This is a genomic window from Chitinophaga sp. YR627 (assembly GCF_900114995.1).
Classification (GTDB): domain Bacteria; phylum Bacteroidota; class Bacteroidia; order Chitinophagales; family Chitinophagaceae; genus Chitinophaga.
Genome location: NZ_FOUX01000003.1, coordinates 128,448 through 147,792, shown reverse-complemented (window position 1 = coordinate 147,792; position 19,345 = coordinate 128,448). Strand labels below are relative to the sequence as shown.

General features: G+C 45.1%; 21 protein-coding genes. 17 read left to right on the top strand and 4 right to left on the bottom strand.

From position 1 onward, the window contains the following. The first annotated feature begins 65 nt into the window (after positions 1–65). From nrfD to BMZ72_RS15990, 13 genes are all read left to right on the top strand, one after another. Positions 66–1,550: an NrfD/PsrC family molybdoenzyme membrane anchor subunit gene (nrfD, locus tag BMZ72_RS16050; RefSeq protein WP_089810085.1), complete on the top strand. Its 1,485-nt coding sequence runs from the start codon at positions 66–68 to the stop codon at positions 1,548–1,550. A 70-nt stretch (positions 1,551–1,620) separates the two neighbouring features. Next, positions 1,621–2,214 (top strand): DUF3341 domain-containing protein, encoded by a 594-nt coding sequence (locus BMZ72_RS16045; protein WP_089810084.1) that lies wholly within the window; start codon positions 1,621–1,623, stop codon positions 2,212–2,214. Between the two features lie 77 nt (positions 2,215–2,291). After that, entirely contained in the window at positions 2,292–2,936 is a 645-nt protein-coding gene (locus BMZ72_RS16040) for a c-type cytochrome (RefSeq protein ID WP_143087710.1), read from the top strand. Positions 2,937–2,975: 39 nt separating this feature from the next. Beyond that, positions 2,976–4,184: a quinol:cytochrome C oxidoreductase gene (locus tag BMZ72_RS16035; RefSeq protein ID WP_089810079.1), complete on the top strand. Its 1,209-nt coding sequence runs from the start codon at positions 2,976–2,978 to the stop codon at positions 4,182–4,184. A gap of 90 nt (positions 4,185–4,274) precedes the next feature. Continuing rightward, entirely contained in the window at positions 4,275–5,330 is a 1,056-nt protein-coding gene (locus BMZ72_RS16030; RefSeq protein WP_089810077.1) for a cytochrome c oxidase subunit II, read from the top strand. Between the two features lie 109 nt (positions 5,331–5,439). Next, positions 5,440–7,275 carry a cytochrome c oxidase subunit I gene (locus BMZ72_RS16025; protein WP_218155257.1) on the top strand — a complete coding sequence of 612 codons (1,836 nt, stop codon included), beginning with the start codon at positions 5,440–5,442 and terminating at the stop codon, positions 7,273–7,275. Between the two features lie 78 nt (positions 7,276–7,353). Further along, complete coding sequence (cyoE, locus tag BMZ72_RS16020; protein WP_255373213.1) at positions 7,354–8,232, top strand: heme o synthase; 879 nt, start codon at positions 7,354–7,356, stop codon at positions 8,230–8,232. A gap of 23 nt (positions 8,233–8,255) precedes the next feature. Continuing rightward, positions 8,256–8,819, top strand: coding sequence for a cytochrome c oxidase subunit 3 (locus BMZ72_RS16015; protein ID WP_089810073.1), 564 nt, complete (start codon positions 8,256–8,258; stop codon positions 8,817–8,819). Positions 8,820–8,850: 31 nt separating this feature from the next. After that, positions 8,851–9,525: a cytochrome c oxidase subunit 3 gene (locus BMZ72_RS16010; protein ID WP_089810071.1), complete on the top strand. Its 675-nt coding sequence runs from the start codon at positions 8,851–8,853 to the stop codon at positions 9,523–9,525. A gap of 48 nt (positions 9,526–9,573) precedes the next feature. After that, positions 9,574–9,978 carry a cytochrome C oxidase subunit IV family protein gene (locus BMZ72_RS16005; protein ID WP_089810069.1) on the top strand — a complete coding sequence of 135 codons (405 nt, stop codon included), beginning with the start codon at positions 9,574–9,576 and terminating at the stop codon, positions 9,976–9,978. Between the two features lie 123 nt (positions 9,979–10,101). Beyond that, positions 10,102–10,788 (top strand): SCO family protein, encoded by a 687-nt coding sequence (locus BMZ72_RS16000; RefSeq protein WP_089810067.1) that lies wholly within the window; start codon positions 10,102–10,104, stop codon positions 10,786–10,788. 128 nt (positions 10,789–10,916) lie between these two features. Further along, positions 10,917–11,486: a DUF420 domain-containing protein gene (locus BMZ72_RS15995; protein WP_089810065.1), complete on the top strand. Its 570-nt coding sequence runs from the start codon at positions 10,917–10,919 to the stop codon at positions 11,484–11,486. 44 nt (positions 11,487–11,530) lie between these two features. Next, positions 11,531–11,740: a hypothetical protein gene (locus tag BMZ72_RS15990; protein WP_089810063.1), complete on the top strand. Its 210-nt coding sequence runs from the start codon at positions 11,531–11,533 to the stop codon at positions 11,738–11,740. Positions 11,741–11,833: 93 nt separating this feature from the next. Here the strand turns inward: BMZ72_RS15990 and BMZ72_RS15985 are convergent, their stop codons facing one another. Further along, entirely contained in the window at positions 11,834–12,094 is a 261-nt protein-coding gene (locus tag BMZ72_RS15985; protein WP_089810061.1) for a DUF2024 family protein, read from the bottom strand. 374 nt (positions 12,095–12,468) lie between these two features. Between BMZ72_RS15985 and BMZ72_RS15980 the strand changes: the two genes are divergently transcribed. Beyond that, a complete protein-coding gene (locus BMZ72_RS15980) occupies positions 12,469–13,728 on the top strand; it encodes a chloride channel protein (protein ID WP_089810060.1) in 1,260 nt (419 codons plus the stop codon). Here the strand turns inward: BMZ72_RS15980 and meaB are convergent. Beyond that, entirely contained in the window at positions 13,712–14,614 is a 903-nt protein-coding gene (meaB, locus tag BMZ72_RS15975) for a methylmalonyl Co-A mutase-associated GTPase MeaB (protein ID WP_089810058.1), read from the bottom strand. The two genes, BMZ72_RS15980 and meaB, sit on opposite strands and share 17 nt — an antisense overlap. 62 nt (positions 14,615–14,676) lie before the next feature. On the opposite strand from meaB, the gene BMZ72_RS15970 reads away from it, so the two are divergent. Then, entirely contained in the window at positions 14,677–15,549 is an 873-nt protein-coding gene (locus BMZ72_RS15970; protein ID WP_089810056.1) for a glycosyltransferase family protein, read from the top strand. Positions 15,550–15,607: 58 nt separating this feature from the next. On the opposite strand, the gene BMZ72_RS15965 is transcribed toward BMZ72_RS15970, so the two are convergent. Then, on the bottom strand, positions 15,608–16,651 hold the full coding sequence (locus BMZ72_RS15965; protein ID WP_089810054.1) for a glycosyltransferase family 4 protein: 1,044 nt from the start codon (positions 16,649–16,651) through the stop codon (positions 15,608–15,610). Positions 16,652–16,660: 9 nt separating this feature from the next. Further along, entirely contained in the window at positions 16,661–17,710 is a 1,050-nt protein-coding gene (locus tag BMZ72_RS15960) for a glycosyltransferase family 4 protein (RefSeq protein ID WP_089810051.1), read from the bottom strand. A 128-nt stretch (positions 17,711–17,838) separates the two neighbouring features. Between BMZ72_RS15960 and BMZ72_RS15955 the strand changes: the two genes are divergently transcribed. Beyond that, on the top strand, positions 17,839–18,474 hold the full coding sequence (locus BMZ72_RS15955; protein ID WP_089810049.1) for an LON peptidase substrate-binding domain-containing protein: 636 nt from the start codon (positions 17,839–17,841) through the stop codon (positions 18,472–18,474). An 88-nt stretch (positions 18,475–18,562) separates the two neighbouring features. Continuing rightward, on the top strand, positions 18,563–19,117 hold the full coding sequence (gene lptC, locus BMZ72_RS15950; RefSeq protein WP_089810047.1) for an LPS export ABC transporter periplasmic protein LptC: 555 nt from the start codon (positions 18,563–18,565) through the stop codon (positions 19,115–19,117). Positions 19,118–19,345: the final 228 nt, after the last annotated feature.

Here is a 19,345-nt window from a genome sequence, read left to right as displayed (position 1 = left end):
TTAGAACAATTAAAGCTCCTTATTCTGCATCCAGGTGCAGGTTAGGGGTAAAAGCTTAAAGAATTATGCATTTAAAGTACGAATCCACACTAAGAGAACCATTAGTTGATGGGGTGAAAGATTACCACCAGGTAACCGAAGATATCATCAGCCCGATTGAAGCCAAGCCTGGTAAATTGTGGTATGTAGGCTTTTTCATTTCCCTAATGCTGCTCGCATTTGGTGCCTTCTCCGTAACCTGGGAAGTTTACTACGGTACGGGTGTGTGGAACCTGAATAAAACAATCGGTTGGGGTTGGGACATTACCAACTTCGTATGGTGGGTAGGTATCGGTCACGCCGGTACACTGATCTCTGCGATCCTCCTCCTCTTCCGTCAAGGCTGGCGTACAGGTGTGAACCGTGCGGCAGAAGCGATGACGATCTTCGCGGTAATGTGTGCGGGTCAGTTCCCGATCTTCCACATGGGTCGTGTATGGATGGCCTTCTTCGTATTGCCTTATCCAAATACACGTGGTCCGCTGTGGGTGAACTTCAACTCTCCCCTCTTATGGGACGTGTTTGCGATCTCTACTTACTTCACAGTATCTCTCCTGTTCTGGTATTCTGGTTTGCTTCCTGACTTCGCAACTGTGCGTGACAGGGCTAAAACCAAACTGCGTAAGTTATTATATGGTGTAGCTTCTTTCGGCTGGACTGGTTCTACCAAACACTGGCAGCGTCACGAGGCACTGTCGCTGGTACTGGCAGGTCTTTCTACGCCACTGGTACTTTCCGTACACACCATCGTATCTTTTGACTTTGCAACTTCTGTAATTCCTGGTTGGCATACTACCATCTTCCCTCCATACTTCGTGGCGGGTGCGATCTTCTCCGGATTCGCAATGGTACAGACCCTGCTGATCATCGTACGTAAAATATTAGGTCTGGAAGACTACATCACCCTGGGCCACATGGAGGCTATGAACAAGGTGATCGTACTGACCGGTTCCGTAGTAGGTTGTGCTTACCTGACTGAGTTATTCATGGCATGGTACGCAGCTGTTCCTTACGAATTCGCTACTTTCTATAAGTACCGTGCAGCGGGTCCGCTGGGTTGGTCTTACTGGATCATGATGACCTGTAACGTAATTTCTCCGCAGGTGTTCTGGTTCAGCAAAATGAGAAGAAACGTAGCTGTAACCTTTGTGATGTCAATCATCGTAAACATTGGTATGTGGTTCGAGCGTTTCGTGATCATCTGTACTTCCCTGTATCGTGACTACCTGCCATCCAGCTGGAGCTACTATCGTCCATCCTGGCCGGAAGTTGGTTTCTACATGGGTACTTTTGGTCTGTTCTTTACCTGCTTCTTCCTGTTCGCTAAGTACTTCCCGGTTATCGCTGTTGCTGAGATCAAGAGCGTACTGAAAACTTCGGGAGAAAGCTTCAAGAAAGACATGGAGCAGTATGAGCAGCAGTCTGCTGAAGAGTTTGAAGCTGGTTTACACCATGATGATGATCATCACCACGATGCTCATGGTGCAGTAGCTCATGCTCATCATAACTAATCTATGACCGGGGTATCCCGGACAGTAAAGAATCGGATTTCGTTTTTTAGACTAAGAATTTTTTAAACATATGGCGGTTAAAAATTTTGTTGTAGCAAGTTTTAGTGATGAGGCGGTATTGTTTCCGGCAGTGAAAAAAGTGAGAACTGCGGGTTACAAGTTACACGATGTGTACACACCATTTCCGGTGCATGGTCTGGACCATGCAATGGGTCTGCGCGAAACCAGCCTGCACACTGCCGGCTTCATATACGGTATCACCGGTACTACTACGGCATTATCCTGCATGAGCTGGGTATTTAACTCTGACTGGCCTATGAATATAGGTGGTAAGCCACATTTCCCATTGCCGGCGTTCATTCCGATCACTTTCGAGTTGACGGTATTGTTCTCTGCAGTAGGTATGGTGCTCACATTCTGCTACCTGTGTCAGCTGGCTCCTTTTGTAAAGAAACATATCTTCAATCCACGTCAGACAGACGATAAGTTTGTGATGGTGATTGAGGTAACTGCTAAAACGAATGCTGAGGAACTGAAAAGATTCCTGGTAAGCGCAGGCGGTGAAGATGTGAATGAACAGCGTGTAGAATCAGGTTGGTGGTTCGGTCGTTTTGACCGCGAGGACCGCCTGTTTGAAACTAAAGTTGAGGCTGTAAACGCATAAACAGAATTTAAAACTTTCCGGAGGACTTATTCCCCGGGAGGAGCACACAGAACATAAGCTTGAATTATAATAAACAGATGAAAAGGACTTCCAACATATTGATCGCGGCTGCTGTGGTAAGTGGAGCTATGTTATCGGCATGCGGAAAAGACAACAGGAAACCCGGCAAACATTACATGCCGGACATGGTTGAATCCCGTGCATACGAGTTCTACAGTGAGCGTCTTTCTACACTGAAGCCAGTAGATGGAACCGTAAAAAGAGGAGAATTGCTGCCTTACCATCTGAAAGCGGCAGATACCGCTTTGGCTAATGCAGTAAAGAATCCGCTGATCCTTACAAAAGCGGATCTGGAGGAAGGAAAACGTCTATTCAATATCTACTGTGCTATCTGCCATGGTTCCAAGCTGGACGGTAACGGTCCGCTGTACAATGGTGGTTCTGGTCCATACGTAGCTGCTCCTGCTAACCTGGCGAGTGGTGCGAAGGCCAGCTATACTGAAGGACGCCTGTTCCACGTAATGACCTTTGGTTATAACGCGATGGGTAGTTACGCCAGCCAGCTCGACAGAGAACAGCGCTGGAAAGTAGCGGCTTACATCCGCAGCGTACAGAACGGCGGCGCTAATGCCGGACCAGTGGCTAATGAAGCGACACAGACTGCTCCTGCTGCACCAGCAGCACCAGCACCTGCGGCAGCTGATTCATCAGCGAAACACTAAGATAAACTAGCATTCAATCAAGTATTTTAATATACAGTAATGAAGGACCAATTTGTAGTACCGGCAAGAGTAAAAAGGACCAGCTTCGTGTTAATGGGGATTGGCTTGCTGACTTTGTTGATCGGAATTTTTGCATTTCATGGCGAGCATGGCTCTACACGTCTCTGGGCTGGCCTCCTCCAGAACAGTACATTCTTTTTGCTGGTAACGTTAGCCAGCGCCTTCTTCATCGGAGCAACTACCCTGGCACATGGTGGATGGCAAATTGTATTCCGTCGTATACCGGAAGCAATTTCCATGGCTGTACCTGTACTGGGTCTGATCCTGTTCGTAATTCTTATGCTGATAGTGTTTACCGGTCAGGAACACATCTATCACTGGGTAAATGCTGAACATGTTAAACATGACGAAATATTAAGCTGGAAAGCAGCTTTCTTAAATAAAGGAATGTTCACTGCGTTTGCGGTAGTTACTATCGGCGCGTGGATCTTCTTTGTAATGAAATTACGTAAAATGTCCATCGAAGAAGATGGTTGGGATCTGTCCGCAGCTTCCGGTCGTCGTATCGTTTGGAGAAATACAGTATGGTGCGGTGGTTTCATCGTAGTATACTCCCTGACTGTAGGTTCTACTACCCCATGGTTATGGTTAATGAGTATTGATGCACACTGGTATTCTACCATGTATAGCTGGTATACTTTTGTTAGCAGCTGGGTATCTGGTATTGCGCTGATCATTCTGTTCCTGGTTTACCTGAAACGTAATGGTTACCTGCCAATGGTTAATGAAGAGCACCTGCATGACCTGGGTAAATTTGCTTTCGGTTTCAGTATCTTCTGGACGTACCTGTGGTTCTCTCAGTACATGCTGATCTGGTATGCGAATATGCCAGAGGAGATCGTTTACTTCAAACCACGTGTTTGGGGTGAGTGGAGACCAATTTTCTTCCTGAACCTGCTGATCAACTTCATCACTCCGTTATTATACCTGATGAAACGTGATACAAAACGTAACTACTCTTCCATGGTGTTTATCTCTATCGTGATCCTGTTTGGTCACTGGTTAGACTTCTGGCAGATGGTAGGTCCTGGTACATACAAACACCTGGTATTCCCTTGGTATGAGGCTGGTATCGGTGCTGGTTTTGTAGGTGTGATCATCTTCGTTGTTACCAACCAGCTGACTAAAGCTGCACTGGTTCCAAAGAATCATCCTTATCTGAAAGAAAGTATTATACACCATACCTGATCATCGAGCAAGTAACGGAGATTCCGGTAAAAGCCGGAAGTGATAGGTAATAACGAAAAGCATTAGATAACTTAATTATTTCAAATAGCAATGTCAGGATATTTAGCAGTCTTAGTTGTTGTGCTCATATTCGTAGTCATCTTCCAGATTGCGAAGGCCAGCGAGTATGTGTCCATATTGAAGGGAGAAAAGAAAGCGCGTCAGCAATCCAACCGCGTTAACGGTTTCCTGTTGATCATCTTCCTGGTACTGGGCCTGATAGGTGTTTACTACTGTAACGATGCCCTGAAAGGAAAGATTTTCTTTGAAGCAGCTTCTGAACAGGGTGAGGGTATCGACAACATGATCAAATGGACGTTGTGGATCACAGGTATCGTATTCATCATTACCCAGATCCTGTTGTTCTGGTTCTCTTATAAATATCAGGAGAAAGAAGGTCAGGAAGCCTTTTATTTCCCTCATAACAACAAACTGGAGTTGATATGGACAGTTATTCCTGCCATAGCGCTCACTATCCTGGTGGCTATCGGTTTAAGACACTGGTTCCGTATCACTTCCGATGCACCGAAAGATGCTGCGGTTGTTGAGATCACCGGTAAACAGTTTAACTGGCTGATCCGTTACCCGGGTAAAGATGGTCAGCTGGGTCGTAAGTTCTTCAAGAATATCAACGACGCTAACAACCCTGTAGGTCAGGATTGGGATGATCAGCTGAACAAGGATGATTTCATGGCAACAGAAATGCACCTGGTAGTTGGTAAACCGGTAAAACTGATCATTGGTTCCCGCGACGTGATCCATGACGTAGGTCTGTCTCATTTCCGTCTGAAAATGGATGCTGTTCCAGGTATCCCTACTACACTGTGGTTTACGCCTAAGTATACTACAACTGAGATGAAGGAAAAAACAGGCAATCCTGATTTCGTGTATGAAATCTCCTGCGATCAGATGTGTGGTTCCGGTCACTATTCCATGAAAGCGAATATCGTTGTGGAAACACAGGAAGAATTCGACGCATGGACAGCTAAACAGGTAGCTCAGTATGGTGTAGCTCATCCGGCTCCGGCAGCTCCGGAAGTACCGGCAGCAGCAACCCCTATCGATTCTACCCAGAAAGTAGTGGCGGCTAACGAGGTGAAACAGTAATTTTGCCTTGTAGAAGAGATTAAATTAATTGACGCAGGAATTTTAAAAATTATAAGATAAACTGGTAGCGGTACTCCCCGATGACAGTTTTATATAAATAGAACCGATTATGAGTAACGAAGCAACATTGCACAGTCAGGAGGTAATTCATGGCGCAGCGCATGCGCACGACCACGGCCACGGGCACGATGACCATGAGCATCATGAAGGCGGCTTCATTTCGAAGTACGTTTTCAGCCTTGACCACAAAACTATTGCCAAGCAGTTTCTGATCACCGGTATTATCTGGGCTATCATAGGTGCTTTCTTCTCTGTACTGTTCCGTTTGCAGCTGGGTTTCCCTGATGCTACTTTCCCCTGGCTGGAAAGCATCCTGGGTCACTGGGCAAAAGGCGGTCGTATCACCCCGGAAGCGTATTATGCATTGGTGACGATGCACGGTACCATCCTGGTATTCTTCGTATTAACTGCCGGTTTGAGCGGTACCTTCTCTAACCTGCTGATTCCTTTGCAGGTAGGTGCCCGCGATATGGCTTCTCCCCTGATGAACTGTATGAGTTACTGGGCGTTCTTCCTTGCGAGTGTCGTAATGATGGCTTCCCTGTTTGTTCAGACAGGTCCTGCATCCGGTGGCTGGACTTCTTATCCTCCGCTGAGTGCACTGGGTGACGCTTCAATCGGTTCTAAAGTAGGTATGGACTTATGGTTGGCTTCTATGGCGCTGTTCGTTGTTTCACAGCTGCTGGGTGGTCTGAACTATATCTCTACTATCCTGAATATGCGTACCAAAGGTATGAACATGACCAAGATGCCTCTGACTATCTGGAGCTTCTTCTTCACTGCCGTACTGGGTGTACTTTCCTTCCCTGTATTATTGTCTGGTTTCATCCTGCTGCTGTTTGATCGTCACGCAGGTACCAGCTTCTACCTGAGCGATCTGTTCGTTGCCGGTAAAGCACTCTCTAACGAAGGTGGTAGTGCTATCCTGTACCAACACTTGTTCTGGTTCCTCGGTCACCCTGAGGTATATATCATCATCCTCCCTGCGATGGGTATGGTATCTGAAATCCTGGCGGTTAACTCCCGCAAGCCGATCTTCGGTTACCTCGCGATGGTGGGTTCTATGTTTGCTATCGTTATCCTGGCGTTCCTGGTATGGGCGCACCACATGTTCGTTACTGGTCTGAATCCTTTCCTGGGTGCATTCTTCGTACTGTTAACATTGCTGATTGCGGTTCCATCAGCCATCAAGGTGTTCAACTGGATCACGACTATCTGGAGAGGTAACCTGCGCTTTACGCCTGGTATGCTGTTCTCTATCGGTTTCGTGAGCACATTCATCTCCGGTGGTCTGACAGGTATCTGGTTAGGTAACTCTTCTATCGATATTCACCTGCACGATACATACTTCGTAATTGCGCACTTCCACATCGTAATGGGTGTATCTGCGTTCTTCGGTACGTTCGCCGGTGTATACCACTGGTTCCCTAAAATGTTTGGTCGTTATCTGAACAATACCCTCGCTTACATTCACTTCTGGGCTACTTTGATCGGTGCTTACCTGATCTTCTGGCCAATGCACTATGAAGGTATCGCGGGTATGCCAAGAAGATATTACGATTACACCAGCTGGGAATCATTCAAACAGTTCGCTGATCTGAACCACTTCATCAGTATCGTGGTAATCGCAGTATTTGCTGCTCAGCTGCTGTTCGTATTCAACTTCTTCTACAGCATCTTCAAGGGTAGAAAGGTAACTACTACCAACCCATGGAACTCTACTACACTCGAGTGGACTACTCCAATCAATCCTGGTCACGGTAACTGGCCTGGTGAGATCCCTGAAGTATATCGCTGGCCATATGACTACAGCAAGAACGGTAAAGATTTCGTTCCACAGACTGTACCATTGTCTCCAGACGAAGAAAAAGAAGGACATCATTAATAGTTTGAATTTTTGGGCAAGCTACGGGGAGACCCGTGGGCATGGGCTGAAGAAATGATAAGAGAAAACTCGATAAAATTGTCGACATCGTACGCAGTAGCCAGTAAGGTGAGGGATTATTCTCAGTTGATGAAGTTTAATCTCACCATCATGGTAGTGTTTTCAAGTGTAGTGGGATATCTGCTGGTGCCGGGAATCGGGTTCAACCTCGTAAAAGTTCTTACTTTATTTGCCGGTGGATTGCTGGTGTCTGGCGCAGCCAACACGATCAATCAATTACTGGAAAAGGAAACGGATAAACTGATGGCGCGTACAGCTGTACGCCCTTTACCATCAGGCCGGATGTCTGAAACAGAAGCTATTATCTTAGCTGCTGTTACAGGGATATCCGGTCTGGTTATCCTTGCACTGGGCTTTAACCTGTTATGTGCAGGTCTGAGTCTGCTCTCCCTGGTATTATACGGATTCGTATACACACCATGGAAAAAATGGAACTCACTGGCAGTGCTGGTGGGGGCAGTGCCAGGAGCGTTACCGCTGCTCATTGGATGGGCTGGTGGTGCTGACGCAATTGGTGAGGGTGGATGGGCTTTGTTTGCAATTCAGTTCCTGTGGCAGTTTCCCCACTTCTGGGCTATCGCCTGGATCGGGCATAAAGACTACGCAAGAGCAGGATTCAAACTGTTACCCGCCGGAGGAGAACCTAACAAGCTGATCGCATTACAGGCAGTGCTTTACACGTTACTGCTGATCCCCGCAGGATTATTACCATATTACCTGCGTATCAGTGGTCCTACTTCTGCGATCATTGTACTGCTGGTTACCTTGTTCTTTCTTTACAGAGCAATCAATCTGTATAGAAAAGCAGATGTGCCTGCAGCACGCAAGCTGATGTTTGGTTCGTATATTTATCTGATGATCATGCAGTTTGCACTACTGTTTGATAAGATCGGATAATTCAATTTTGAAATCAAGGAGTGATGGACGCAATGAGCTTACAACGCAATAAAATACATCCGCATAAATATTCTCTTTGGATAGCAATGGGTAGCATTACCATGATGTTCATCGGGTTTACGAGTGCTTATGTTGTGAAGCGTGCCCAGGCCAACTGGTTCACTTTCAATCTGCCGATCATCTTCTGGATATCTACTGCGATCATTCTGACCAGCAGTGCTACTATCCAGATGGCAGTGAAACAGTTCCGCAACAGGAACATGCAGCGGTACAAACAGCTGATCACGCTGACCGCGATATTGGGTGTTGCCTTTGCCTTGTGCCAGTGGGTTGGTTTCCAACAAATGAATGATAGTGGTCTGAGACTGAATGGTCCCGCTTCTGTATCTTTCATTTACGTTATCGTAAGTGTACACCTGTTACACGTACTGGGTGGTGTTGTTGCACTGCTGATCATGTTTGGCAAAGCATTTCGCACCCGGGTCCGTTCATACAGTTCCGTTCCAATAGAAGTTGCCGCCACGTATTGGCATTTTGTGGACGGGTTATGGATTTACCTGTTGATATTTCTGAGTGTTGCCAGATAAACTTTCTTAAAATTAATTTACAAAACAAACAATGGATACAGCAGTTACAGCGAAGAAAAAATGGTGGTCCGGGGGACATTCTCCTTTTAATGTGAGCTACGGAAAGTTGATGATGTGGTACTTCCTGATGTCAGATGCCTTTACTTTTGGTGCATTGCTGATAGCATATGGTACGATCCGCTTCATGAGCCCATCCTGGCCTGATCCTAACGTGGTATTCCACTCATTCCCTGGTATGGGGCATGCAGATCTCCCGCTGGTATTCGTGAGCTTGATGACCTTCATCCTGATCATGAGTTCTGTAACAATGGTATTGGCTGTACATGCTGGTAAGATGAGAGACCGCCAGGCAGTTGTAAAATGGATGGCATGGACTATCCTGGGTGGTGCTGCGTTCCTGGCTTGTCAGGCATGGGAATGGACACACTTACACGAATCAGGTGCATGGTGGGGACGTAACCCTTTCCTGAACGTGGACGGTACACAGGCATCTACTAACTTTACCAACTTCTTCTTTACTATTACTGGTTTCCACGGTTTACACGTAACTTCTGGTGTTGTATTGAATATCATCATCCTCGCTAACGTACTGAAAGGTACTTATGAAGAGAGAGGTCATTATGAAATGGTGGAGAAAGTAGGTTTATACTGGCACTTTGTAGATCTGGTTTGGGTGTTCGTATTCACCTGTTTCTATCTGCTCTAAGAGGAGTCAGTAGTATTTGTAAATCTGGAACTTTAAAAGAAAAAACTAATGGAACATACACATACAGGAGCGGCGCACGAGGAACATGCTCACGATTCATCCACTAAAAGTATCTGGAAAACGTTCTGGATATTATTAGCAATCACTGTTTTTGAAGTAGGTCTGGCATTCCTTTACCTGGAATACGACTTCATGGCAAGATGGGCACTCAATGGTATCTTCGTTTGTCTGACGCTGGTGAAAGCTTTCTTCATCGTAGCTGAATTCATGCACTTACGTCATGAGATCAGAAACCTGATTATGACCATCTTAATTCCTTTGTTACTGTTCGTATGGTTCATCATCGCTTTCCTGGCTGATGGTGATTCCTGGAAGAATATGCGCAAAGACCTGTCTCCTGGTACGCCTGTAGCTCCTGCTACACACATTACCAACGAGGCTGCACATCACTAATAACAACTTTATATATTACGCTTTACGAATCCTGCTGTATCTTTACGGCCGTATTTGTAAAGCGTAATTTTTTCTGACACTTTAAAACTTCAGGCCATTACCAAGAGAGGATTATTAGGAGCGATGTTGGCAATATTGGTGCCATTGGCGGGATACCTGATTGTAGATCATTATAGTAAAAACGTGGTACCTATCCCAAGGTACTATATTCCGGAAGGGGTAGATACTATAGTGAAAAACGGAACCACTACCTACGATACTACATTCCATGTAGTGAAAGATATCACCCTTACTAACCAGATGGGCCGCCAGGTAAGTCTGAAAGACCTTCCTAACAAAGTAATACTGGTTAATTTCTTCTTCACCTCCTGCCCCAGCATATGTCCGCGTATGATGGCCAATCTCGAAAAGATCCAGCAGGCCTATGTCAAAAACGATACCCTCTTACAGCTGGTATCACTGACCGTGGATCCGGAGAGAGACTCTTCTGAAACACTGCGTATGTATGGGGTAAAACATGGTATCAATCCGGACAACTGGTGGTTACTCACCGGCGCCAAGAAAGATATTTATGACTGGGCGAGAAATGAGGTATATGTGAGCGTGGTAAAAGGAGACGGCGGACCGGATGATTTTATCCATACCGAGAAACTGGTGCTGCTGGATAAAAACCATAATATCAGAGGTTACTATGACGGACTGGATTCAAATGCCGTACGTAAATGTGCCAATGATATTGCGGTGCTGCACCTGGAAAAGGATAAACACAGACCGGGTTTGTTAAAAAGACTGTTTTCAACAACGGAATAATGCGTACATACGTTAGTATGTTCTAAATACATAAACGATGAAATGTAAATGTGAAAAGTGAAATGTGAAAACGCCCGGATGCGCGTTCACATTTCACTTTTCACATTCAGGCAAAATCTAACACTGCTATGGATATTAAAAGCAAAAATCTTAATCTGCCTATCGCAATCATTTCGATTGTGATACCGGTACTTGTAGCCATCCTCTTCTACCTGCCGAGGCCTAATATCGAAGCAGGATTTAATGTACAGATACTGCCGCTCTTCCATGCGGTGCTCAATTCCGCAACAGCGGTAATGCTGCTTGCCAGTCTTTACTTTATCAAAAGAGGACAGATCAAAGCACATAAGGTGAGTAACCTGATTGCGGTGGCATTGTCATCCGTTTTCCTGCTATCTTATGTGACGTTTCACTTCTTCACAGAAAGCACTAAATATGGCGATGTGGACCATAACCACATTGTAGATGCAGCTGAAAAAGCAGCTATCAGCGGTAGCGCGGGTATTTACTACTTCATTCTGCTGACGCATATCGTACTGGCTGCAGTGATCGTACCACTGGTACTGTTTACATTGCTGCGTGGTTTTCAGGCAGACTTTGAAAGACATAAGAAGATTGCCCGTTATACGTGGCCGATCTGGTTTTATGTAGCCGTTACAGGCGTGGTAGTGTATGTAATGATCTCTCCATACTATTGACAAATGGTAATGGGGTGAATAGCAAGAATGCTTAATTTTACCTTATGAAAAAGACAGCGCAGATATTAGCGATCATTTTATGCTTCAGTGTACAGGCAATGGCACAGTGCTCTCTTTGTACAAAAACGGCTCAGCAGCTGGGTGAAGGTCCGGCGAAAGGGTTGAATAACGGTATCCTGATGCTGGCAGCGACTCCGCTGATCATCATCGCTATACTGGGATTCAGGTACTGGAGGAATAACCGCACAGCATAAAACATAAACTCTTTATAAATCAAAGGAGGTCCGGCATTTCGCCAGACCTCCTTTTTTGCGTTTGATTAGGATACGGTTTAGTGGTATATATCTTTATCTGCAACCTTCCAGTTCGTAGATATGATAGCCATGCTGACGGATGTTCTGTTCCCATGTGGGAATCATTTCCTGTACATGGCAGAACCGGCAGTCCCTGGAAGAGACAGATTGTTTTTCAATTGATTTTGACTTGAGATATGCGTTTCCGAAGGTTAGCACGTTTTCATAATTGGTATCAGCAGATACGATGATATCAAAGTGCATATAGCCGCCTTCACGGCGCTTCACGTAGGTGTCAAAGATAGCAACGTCCATGATGGTCTATACTTTTAAGGTCTATAGAATATGAAAATCAAATTATCAGTAAATGGATCAATGGTAGGCCACAAATGTAAGAATGGTGTAAAACTGGTCAAATTTTTAACATCTCATTTACCACAGCTAAATTGGATAACTCAAATAAGTAGCAATAAGACTAATCTTTGTAATATCATTAATTAATAAATTAAATTTATTGATAACGTACTGGTAAAGCTCCTTTATTTCTTAACATCGGATTAACATCTGGTATACGCAAATTATGCGGTGGACCATCTAATCCTGTTTATACATGTAAATCTGACAATAAAAAGATAGTATGCAGTAATACATGGATATACGTATATTGAACATTTAAAAAATCATCTGAAATGAGAGAGAATATCCGGGCCTTCGTAAAAGAAGGCATCCCACTGATGGATACTGCCGGACTGGACACACCACTGTCTGAAACCCCCATCGGCAACAGGCAACTGCCCCTATTATTGCTGTATACGATCTTGCTGGCGGCGGCAACTGCCCTTCTGCTGTTTGGATTGATGACCCTCATGAATCTGATCCCTACCTATTGCGGACTGCCCGGCGTATCCAGGGACCTGGATGAGCGGGACTGGCTGGTATTGTCTGTACCAGTTGCAGCAACCCTGTTTATTAGCGGAATACTGTATTATGCCGGAGACAAAGCAAAACGCATATTAAGGCCCTTTCAGGGCATTTTACTGATCAACGCAGGTATTCCCCTGGGGCTGGAAGGTCCGGTAGCGGATATGCCCTTTGCCATTGCAGCAGGTGAAAACCGGATGGTGCAGAAAAGACGGATACTGGCCGCTGCCTGTATGACCAGCGGACTGGCCTTCTTTTTTGGCGCTCCCCTGATGGCGGTAGCATTGGCTATAGAATTGCTGGTAATAGAAATGAGCTGGATAGCTATTGTGGCTATTGTACTGGCGGGCGGAACCGGTCTGATGTGCCATTATTGGCTGATAGGCACAGACCCCGTTTTCCCCACACCAGCAATCCCGGCTGCCAGTTTACCGATGTTACTGGTATACACAGGAACTGGTATACTGGTGGGGTTACTGGGTATGCTGACCCGGCGGATGACCAATGGGGCAAAAAAGCTCTTTAAGCGCCTTCCTTTTGACCAATTATGGTGGCCGGCAGGTGTTGCCATTATTGTGGGCATTACAGGCTATTTTAAGCCCGAATTAATGGGTGGCGGATATGAGCATATCGATAGTCTGTTACTGGGCCAGATCACCCTGCAATTTCTCGTAGTGATGATGTCAGGAAAGATGTTACTGCTGAGCATCAGTATCGGTGGTGGGATACCCGGTGGTACGATGACGCCCCTGGTGATTGCAGGTGGCGCAGCCGGACTCTTTATTACATTCCTGCTGCAATTCGCTTTTCCTGCATTGCATCTCAACTTTGCCGTAGCGGCGCTCGTTGGGATGTCAGCCATGTTCGCAGCAGGAAACAGGGTATTGATCGCCCCTATCTTTTTTGCTGTAGAAACCACACATGCCCTGCATGCTTTATTACCCGTGATCTGTGCATGTACTGCCGCCTATGCGCTGGTGTTTCTGCTGAGTAAAAAGAAAGATAGCCGTGTTATACAAGTTTATTGACAAAGCGATACAGATTAAATGTTCCGCTGGCTAATTCCTGTGTGATCTGTTGTTGCAGTACACGGCGATTCACATCCTGCATACGGCGATGCTGCAATAACTGATACGCTTTTTCCGCCAGCAGTAATGCATGATGTGTACTGTTGCCGGTTACCTGTTGCTGATGTGCATCAATGGCTGCTACCAGCGCCTGTAGTCCTTCCTCTTTTGTAGCGATCGTTTTCAGTACAGGAATTTCCCAGTTTTCTTTTTGCCGGGTATGTGCGAGTATACGCAGGTTTTTTACAAATTCATCCGCATTATCCCTGTCCGCCTTATTGACCACAAAGATATCTGCAATCTCCATCAGGCCTGCTTTCATCGTCTGTATCTCATCTCCTGCTTCGGGTACAACAACAACAATGGTCGTATCTGCAATACCGGCAATTTCGACTTCACTCTGCCCCACTCCTACTGTTTCAATAAACAGGTAATCAAATCCTGCTGCTTTTATAATATCGCTTACCTCAATGATCTTCGGACTTAAGCCTCCCAGTGCTCCCCTGCTGGCCATTGAACGGATGAATACATCCTCATTGCCAAAGTGCTGCGACATCCGGATACGATCACCCAGTAATGCGCCATAATTGAACGGAGACGAAGGGTCTACTGCAATGATGGCAATACGCTTTTGCTGTTGCAGCAAAAATGTTATCAGAGAATTAACGAGCGTACTTTTCCCTGCACCTGGCGGTCCGGTTATACCAATCACCCGGGTAGTCTGCTGCACCGGAAGATCTTCCAGCAGGCGTTCATAGCCGGCAGACTCATTTTCAGCAAGTGAAATACATCTTGCCAGGGATCTGATATCTCCATTCAGTAAGCCATTGATGAGGGAGGGTTGCATGCTCCGAAATTAAACAATTCGCAATGATTATATATCTTCGCAAACAATATATATCTGTCTATATGAAAGTATCCGGGTTCACTTTTGTTCGGAATGCCGTTAAATATGATTATCCCGTAGTGGCGTCGATAAAATCTATCCTGCCGCTGTGTGATGAAGTGATTGTCAGTGTGGGCAACTGCGAAGACGGCACGCTTGAACTGATCCAGTCCATCGGATCGCCTAAGATCAAGATCTTCCATTCTGTATGGGACGATTCACTGAAAGAAGGCGGACGCGTACTGGCCGTTGAAACGGACAAAGCATATGCACATGTTAGTCCGGATGCAGACTGGGCATTTTACATACAGGCAGATGAAGTGGTGCATGAGCAGGATTATGATGCTATCCGTACCGCTATGCAGCAATATCGTGATGATAAACGCGTCGAAGGATTGCTGTTCAGATATACGCATTTCTTTGGCAGCTATGACTATATCGGAGACTCCAGAACATGGTATCAGAACGAGATCAGGATCATTCGTAATGACAAGCGTATTTCTTCTTACCGCGATGCGCAGGGTTTCAGAAAAGAAGGTCAGAAACTGCATGTAAAACCGGTGCATGCACGTATGTATCACTATGGTTGGGTGAAAGATCCGAAGGTGCAGGCGAAGAAGGTGAACAACTCATTTCAGATGTATCATGGATCAAATGACAATGAAGTAAACGGACCGGTATCAGCTGATGCATTTGACTATGGTGAAGTAGATTCACTGGCAGTATTCAAAGGCACACATCCTGCTGTTATGCAGGAACGTATTAACCAGAAGAACTGGCAGTTTACACATGATATCAGCAGGAAAAAAATGTCGTTTAAAGATACTGTCCTGTATTGGGTAGAGAAGATAACGGGGAAGCGTTTATTTGACTATAGAAACTACAAACGTATTTAATATTTTCAACCGGCAATCACAGGTTTCATACACTGTCATTGCCGGTTGATTTTTTATATCAGTACAGACTTCTGTACAGCTCCATATACTTTTTCGCGTTGGTGTCCCAACTGAATTTTACAGCGTGTTGTTTTATCTTTTCTACAGGCTGATTCGCAGCATAATGTTGCATGCCTGCTTCAAATACCCCACGCATATATTCGTTGTCGAATTCTTTAAAGTAATACGCAGCATCCCCTCCTATTTCCGGCAGACTGGTACGGTCTGACAGGAATACCGGTTTGCCGAAATGCATTGCCTCTACTACCGGTGCGCCGAATCCCTCCGCAACAGAAGGGAATATAAATGCCGCACAGTTTTTATAGTACCAGTATTTCTCTTCATCTGTGATACTGCCAAGCATTCTAACGCGATCGGATACACCGAGTTTGGCAGCTTCTTCTCCTATCCTTTTCACATAATCTCCCTGTGTTTTTCCGGCGATCAGTAGTTCGTAATCGTTGTGTTCCAGCAGGCGTGGTAATACGTGAAAATTCTTCTTTGGTAATATCATGCCGATAGAGAACAGGAACGGCGCTGATGGTCTGTATGCAGGTGCGTCAAATCCAGGGAATTCCTTTATCTCAGAGCCCTGATAAATGATACTGCATTTGTTGTCGGGTATCTGCAGATGTTCATGAATTGTCTTCAATGTGAACTCGGATATCGCAACAATATGATCCGTTTCATCCACTTGTTGCTGAATGGCATCGAGTGCACTTTTTTTCTCCCGATCGCTTTTGTTTGGTTCAAACAGAAAGTTTAAATCATGAATGGTGACGATCGTCTTCTTTGCTTTCTTTCTTGGCCATACATTTCCATTCTGGTGAACGGCGTGCCATATGTCCATTTCCGGTGGATTGAACATATAACGGTCATACCATTTGTAAGGGATCTTTTTGAAATCGCCTTTATAATTATCGAATGTATCCGGCAGATAGTATAACAGTTGTTCATCTGCTGTTTTGAATTGCAGCAAACGTTGTCCGAGCTGCACACAGAAGGTGTACAGACCGTTATGAGGATATTTCAGTTTTTCTAAGTCTATTCCGATGCGATGCATATAAATAAGTTAGTACAGACTACGATAGATCTGCAGATAATTCCTGGCAGTATTGTCCTGGTTCAGTGATCCTGCATGTGCTTTCATCGCTTCGATGGGCCTGGTGGTATTGAAGTGCGCCATACCTTCTGCGAAGACTTTTTGCATGGTAGTGTCTGTGAAATCATGGAAATAATAACTCAATGGCCCTCCTACTTCCGGCAGACTTGTTCTGTCAGAAAGAAAGCAGGGTTTGCCTTCACTCATGGCTTCGACTACCGGCAAACCAAAACCTTCTGCCAGTGACGGGAATGCAAATGCGGTACAATGATGGTAATACCAATATCTGCTTTTATTGGAAATACTACCGATGACTTTCACACGGTCTTCTACACCGTGGTGTACAGCAGAGCTCAGGATCTTTGCTTTATATTCTTCGTCGAAGACCGGGCCTGCAATGACCAGCTCGTACTCATTACCTACCAGAAGAGCAGGCAGCACATGCGCGTTTTTCTTCGCATCGATACTACCAATATTAAAGATAAAAGGGCGTTGAGGACGATATTCCGGTGCATCAAAATCAGGGAACGTTTCCAGCACACCTCCATTGTAAATAACGCTGGCAGGTTTGTTGCGCAGATCAAGATGGCGCTTTATATCTTCAAGCACAAATTTTGAGATGGCTACTACATGATCAGCGCTGTCGATATTCCGTTGTACTTTTTTCAGAAAAGATTCCACTTTTTTAGGATTCTTTTTTTCATGAATAAAGTTCAGATCGTGGATAGTAAGTATGTGTCCGATATTCTTATTGGAAGGCCTGTAGTGGGTTGACTGAAAGGAGGTGTGCCAGATGTCCAGATAAGAAAACGAAGGCATGATCAAACGGTGCAGTTTGCTGATCGTGATATACTGGTGTTCGTCTCCGAAGAAACCTTTCAGACCGGCAGGAACATAATAGGTGATTTTCTCGTCTTCAGCTTTGTTGCGGAGCAATGCACGTCCAAACTGTTTACAGTACTCATAGAGTCCTGTATTGGCATATTTCATTGTCTCGCAATCAAACAATATATGATGCATGGAAAAAGTTTAACTTGATACTGAAGGTCTTAAGGCCCGTATAGTCCTGGTTTTCAGCATATCGGGCAAATATAGATAACATCTTTATATATTTCATTGGTAACGAGTAATTCTATAATTTAGGTTATATGACCAATTTTATTCCCATATTCCCGCTTGGCATTGTATTATACCCGGACGAACAGCTGAATCTGCACATTTTCGAGCCAAGGTATAAACAGCTTATAAAAGAATGTATCGCTGAAAACAAGCCTTTTGGTATTCCTTCTGTGGTGGACAGAAGAGTGGCAGAGTACGGAACACTGGTAGAGATCGTCAGGATTGAAAAAACATATGACAACGGAGAGCTGGATGTAGTGACACGTGGTATTAAAGTGTTCCGGATACTGGAAGTGATCAAAAGTATCCCCGATAAAATGTTTGCAGGCGCCATCGTGAGTTATCCTGATAATCAGTTCAGTAGCAATGCGCGTTTACATGCCCAGGTGGTGCATGCCATGAGAGAATTACATAGCATTCTGCAGATCAGCAAGAACTTCCAGAAAGAAGAGGATGCATTGACTTCCTATGACATGGCACATCATGTGGGACTTTCCCTGACTGAGGAATATGAGTTGCTGCATCTTTTCCAGGAATTACAGCGGCTGGAGTACCTGAAGCGTCATTTGCTGAAGGTGATCCCGCTGATGGCGGAAATGGAAAGGTTGAAGGACAGGGTCAAGCTGAACGGACATTTCAGGAATCTATCCACGGGAGAAGCATAGGCGTTAAACCGGCTTCGTTCCTCTTTTGCCGGGGATTATCTACATTTGAGGCCGAAAATGCCCGGAAAGGCATTCTTTAATCAGTATTATGAATAACATTATAGCGCGTATCGCGTTGTTCTTTTCCCTGCTGACAATAGTAGCCTGTGAAAATGACATCAATGCCATTATGAACATGGACAAACAACTGGCCGCTGTAGAGGAAGGCAAGGATATTGAGTCCATGTACAGCCAGACTGGTCGTGTAAAGGCCAAGCTGACAGCTCCAACTATGCTCAGGCATCTGAAGCCGCCGGTATTCGTGGAATTCAATACCGGACTTAAAGTGCTGTTTTACAATGATACCCTCGGAGTTGAGAGTACGCTGACTGCCCGTTATGGTAAATACTTTGAAAATGACGCGAACGTTTTCCTGAAAGATCATGTAGTGGTTATCAATAAGAAAGGAGAAAGACTGGATTGTGAAGAATTGAACTGGGATTCCAAGCAGCAAAAATTCCTTTCCAGCAAACCGGTGCGTATCAGTACAGTAACTGACACATTATATGGTACCGGACTGGAATCTAACCAGGATTTTAGTGATTATACAGTACTGCATCCAAGTGGTCCGTTTGTGATCCAGGACAGCACGATGATGCAATAAGATACAGGCTCACAGGCCTTAACGACAACGGCCCGACATTGTATGATACAATGTCGGGCCGTTTCGCTTTAACCTATTTTTAACCTAAAATTTTGTCTCTGTAAAAACGCAAGAACCATGCCATTAAGTATGTGGAAGTAGAAGGTTTTTTTATGATATAATAACTTAAAGCCATCTGTTGTACATATGCTGTATTTCGATGCATTCACACGGGAAATTGGGGGCTTT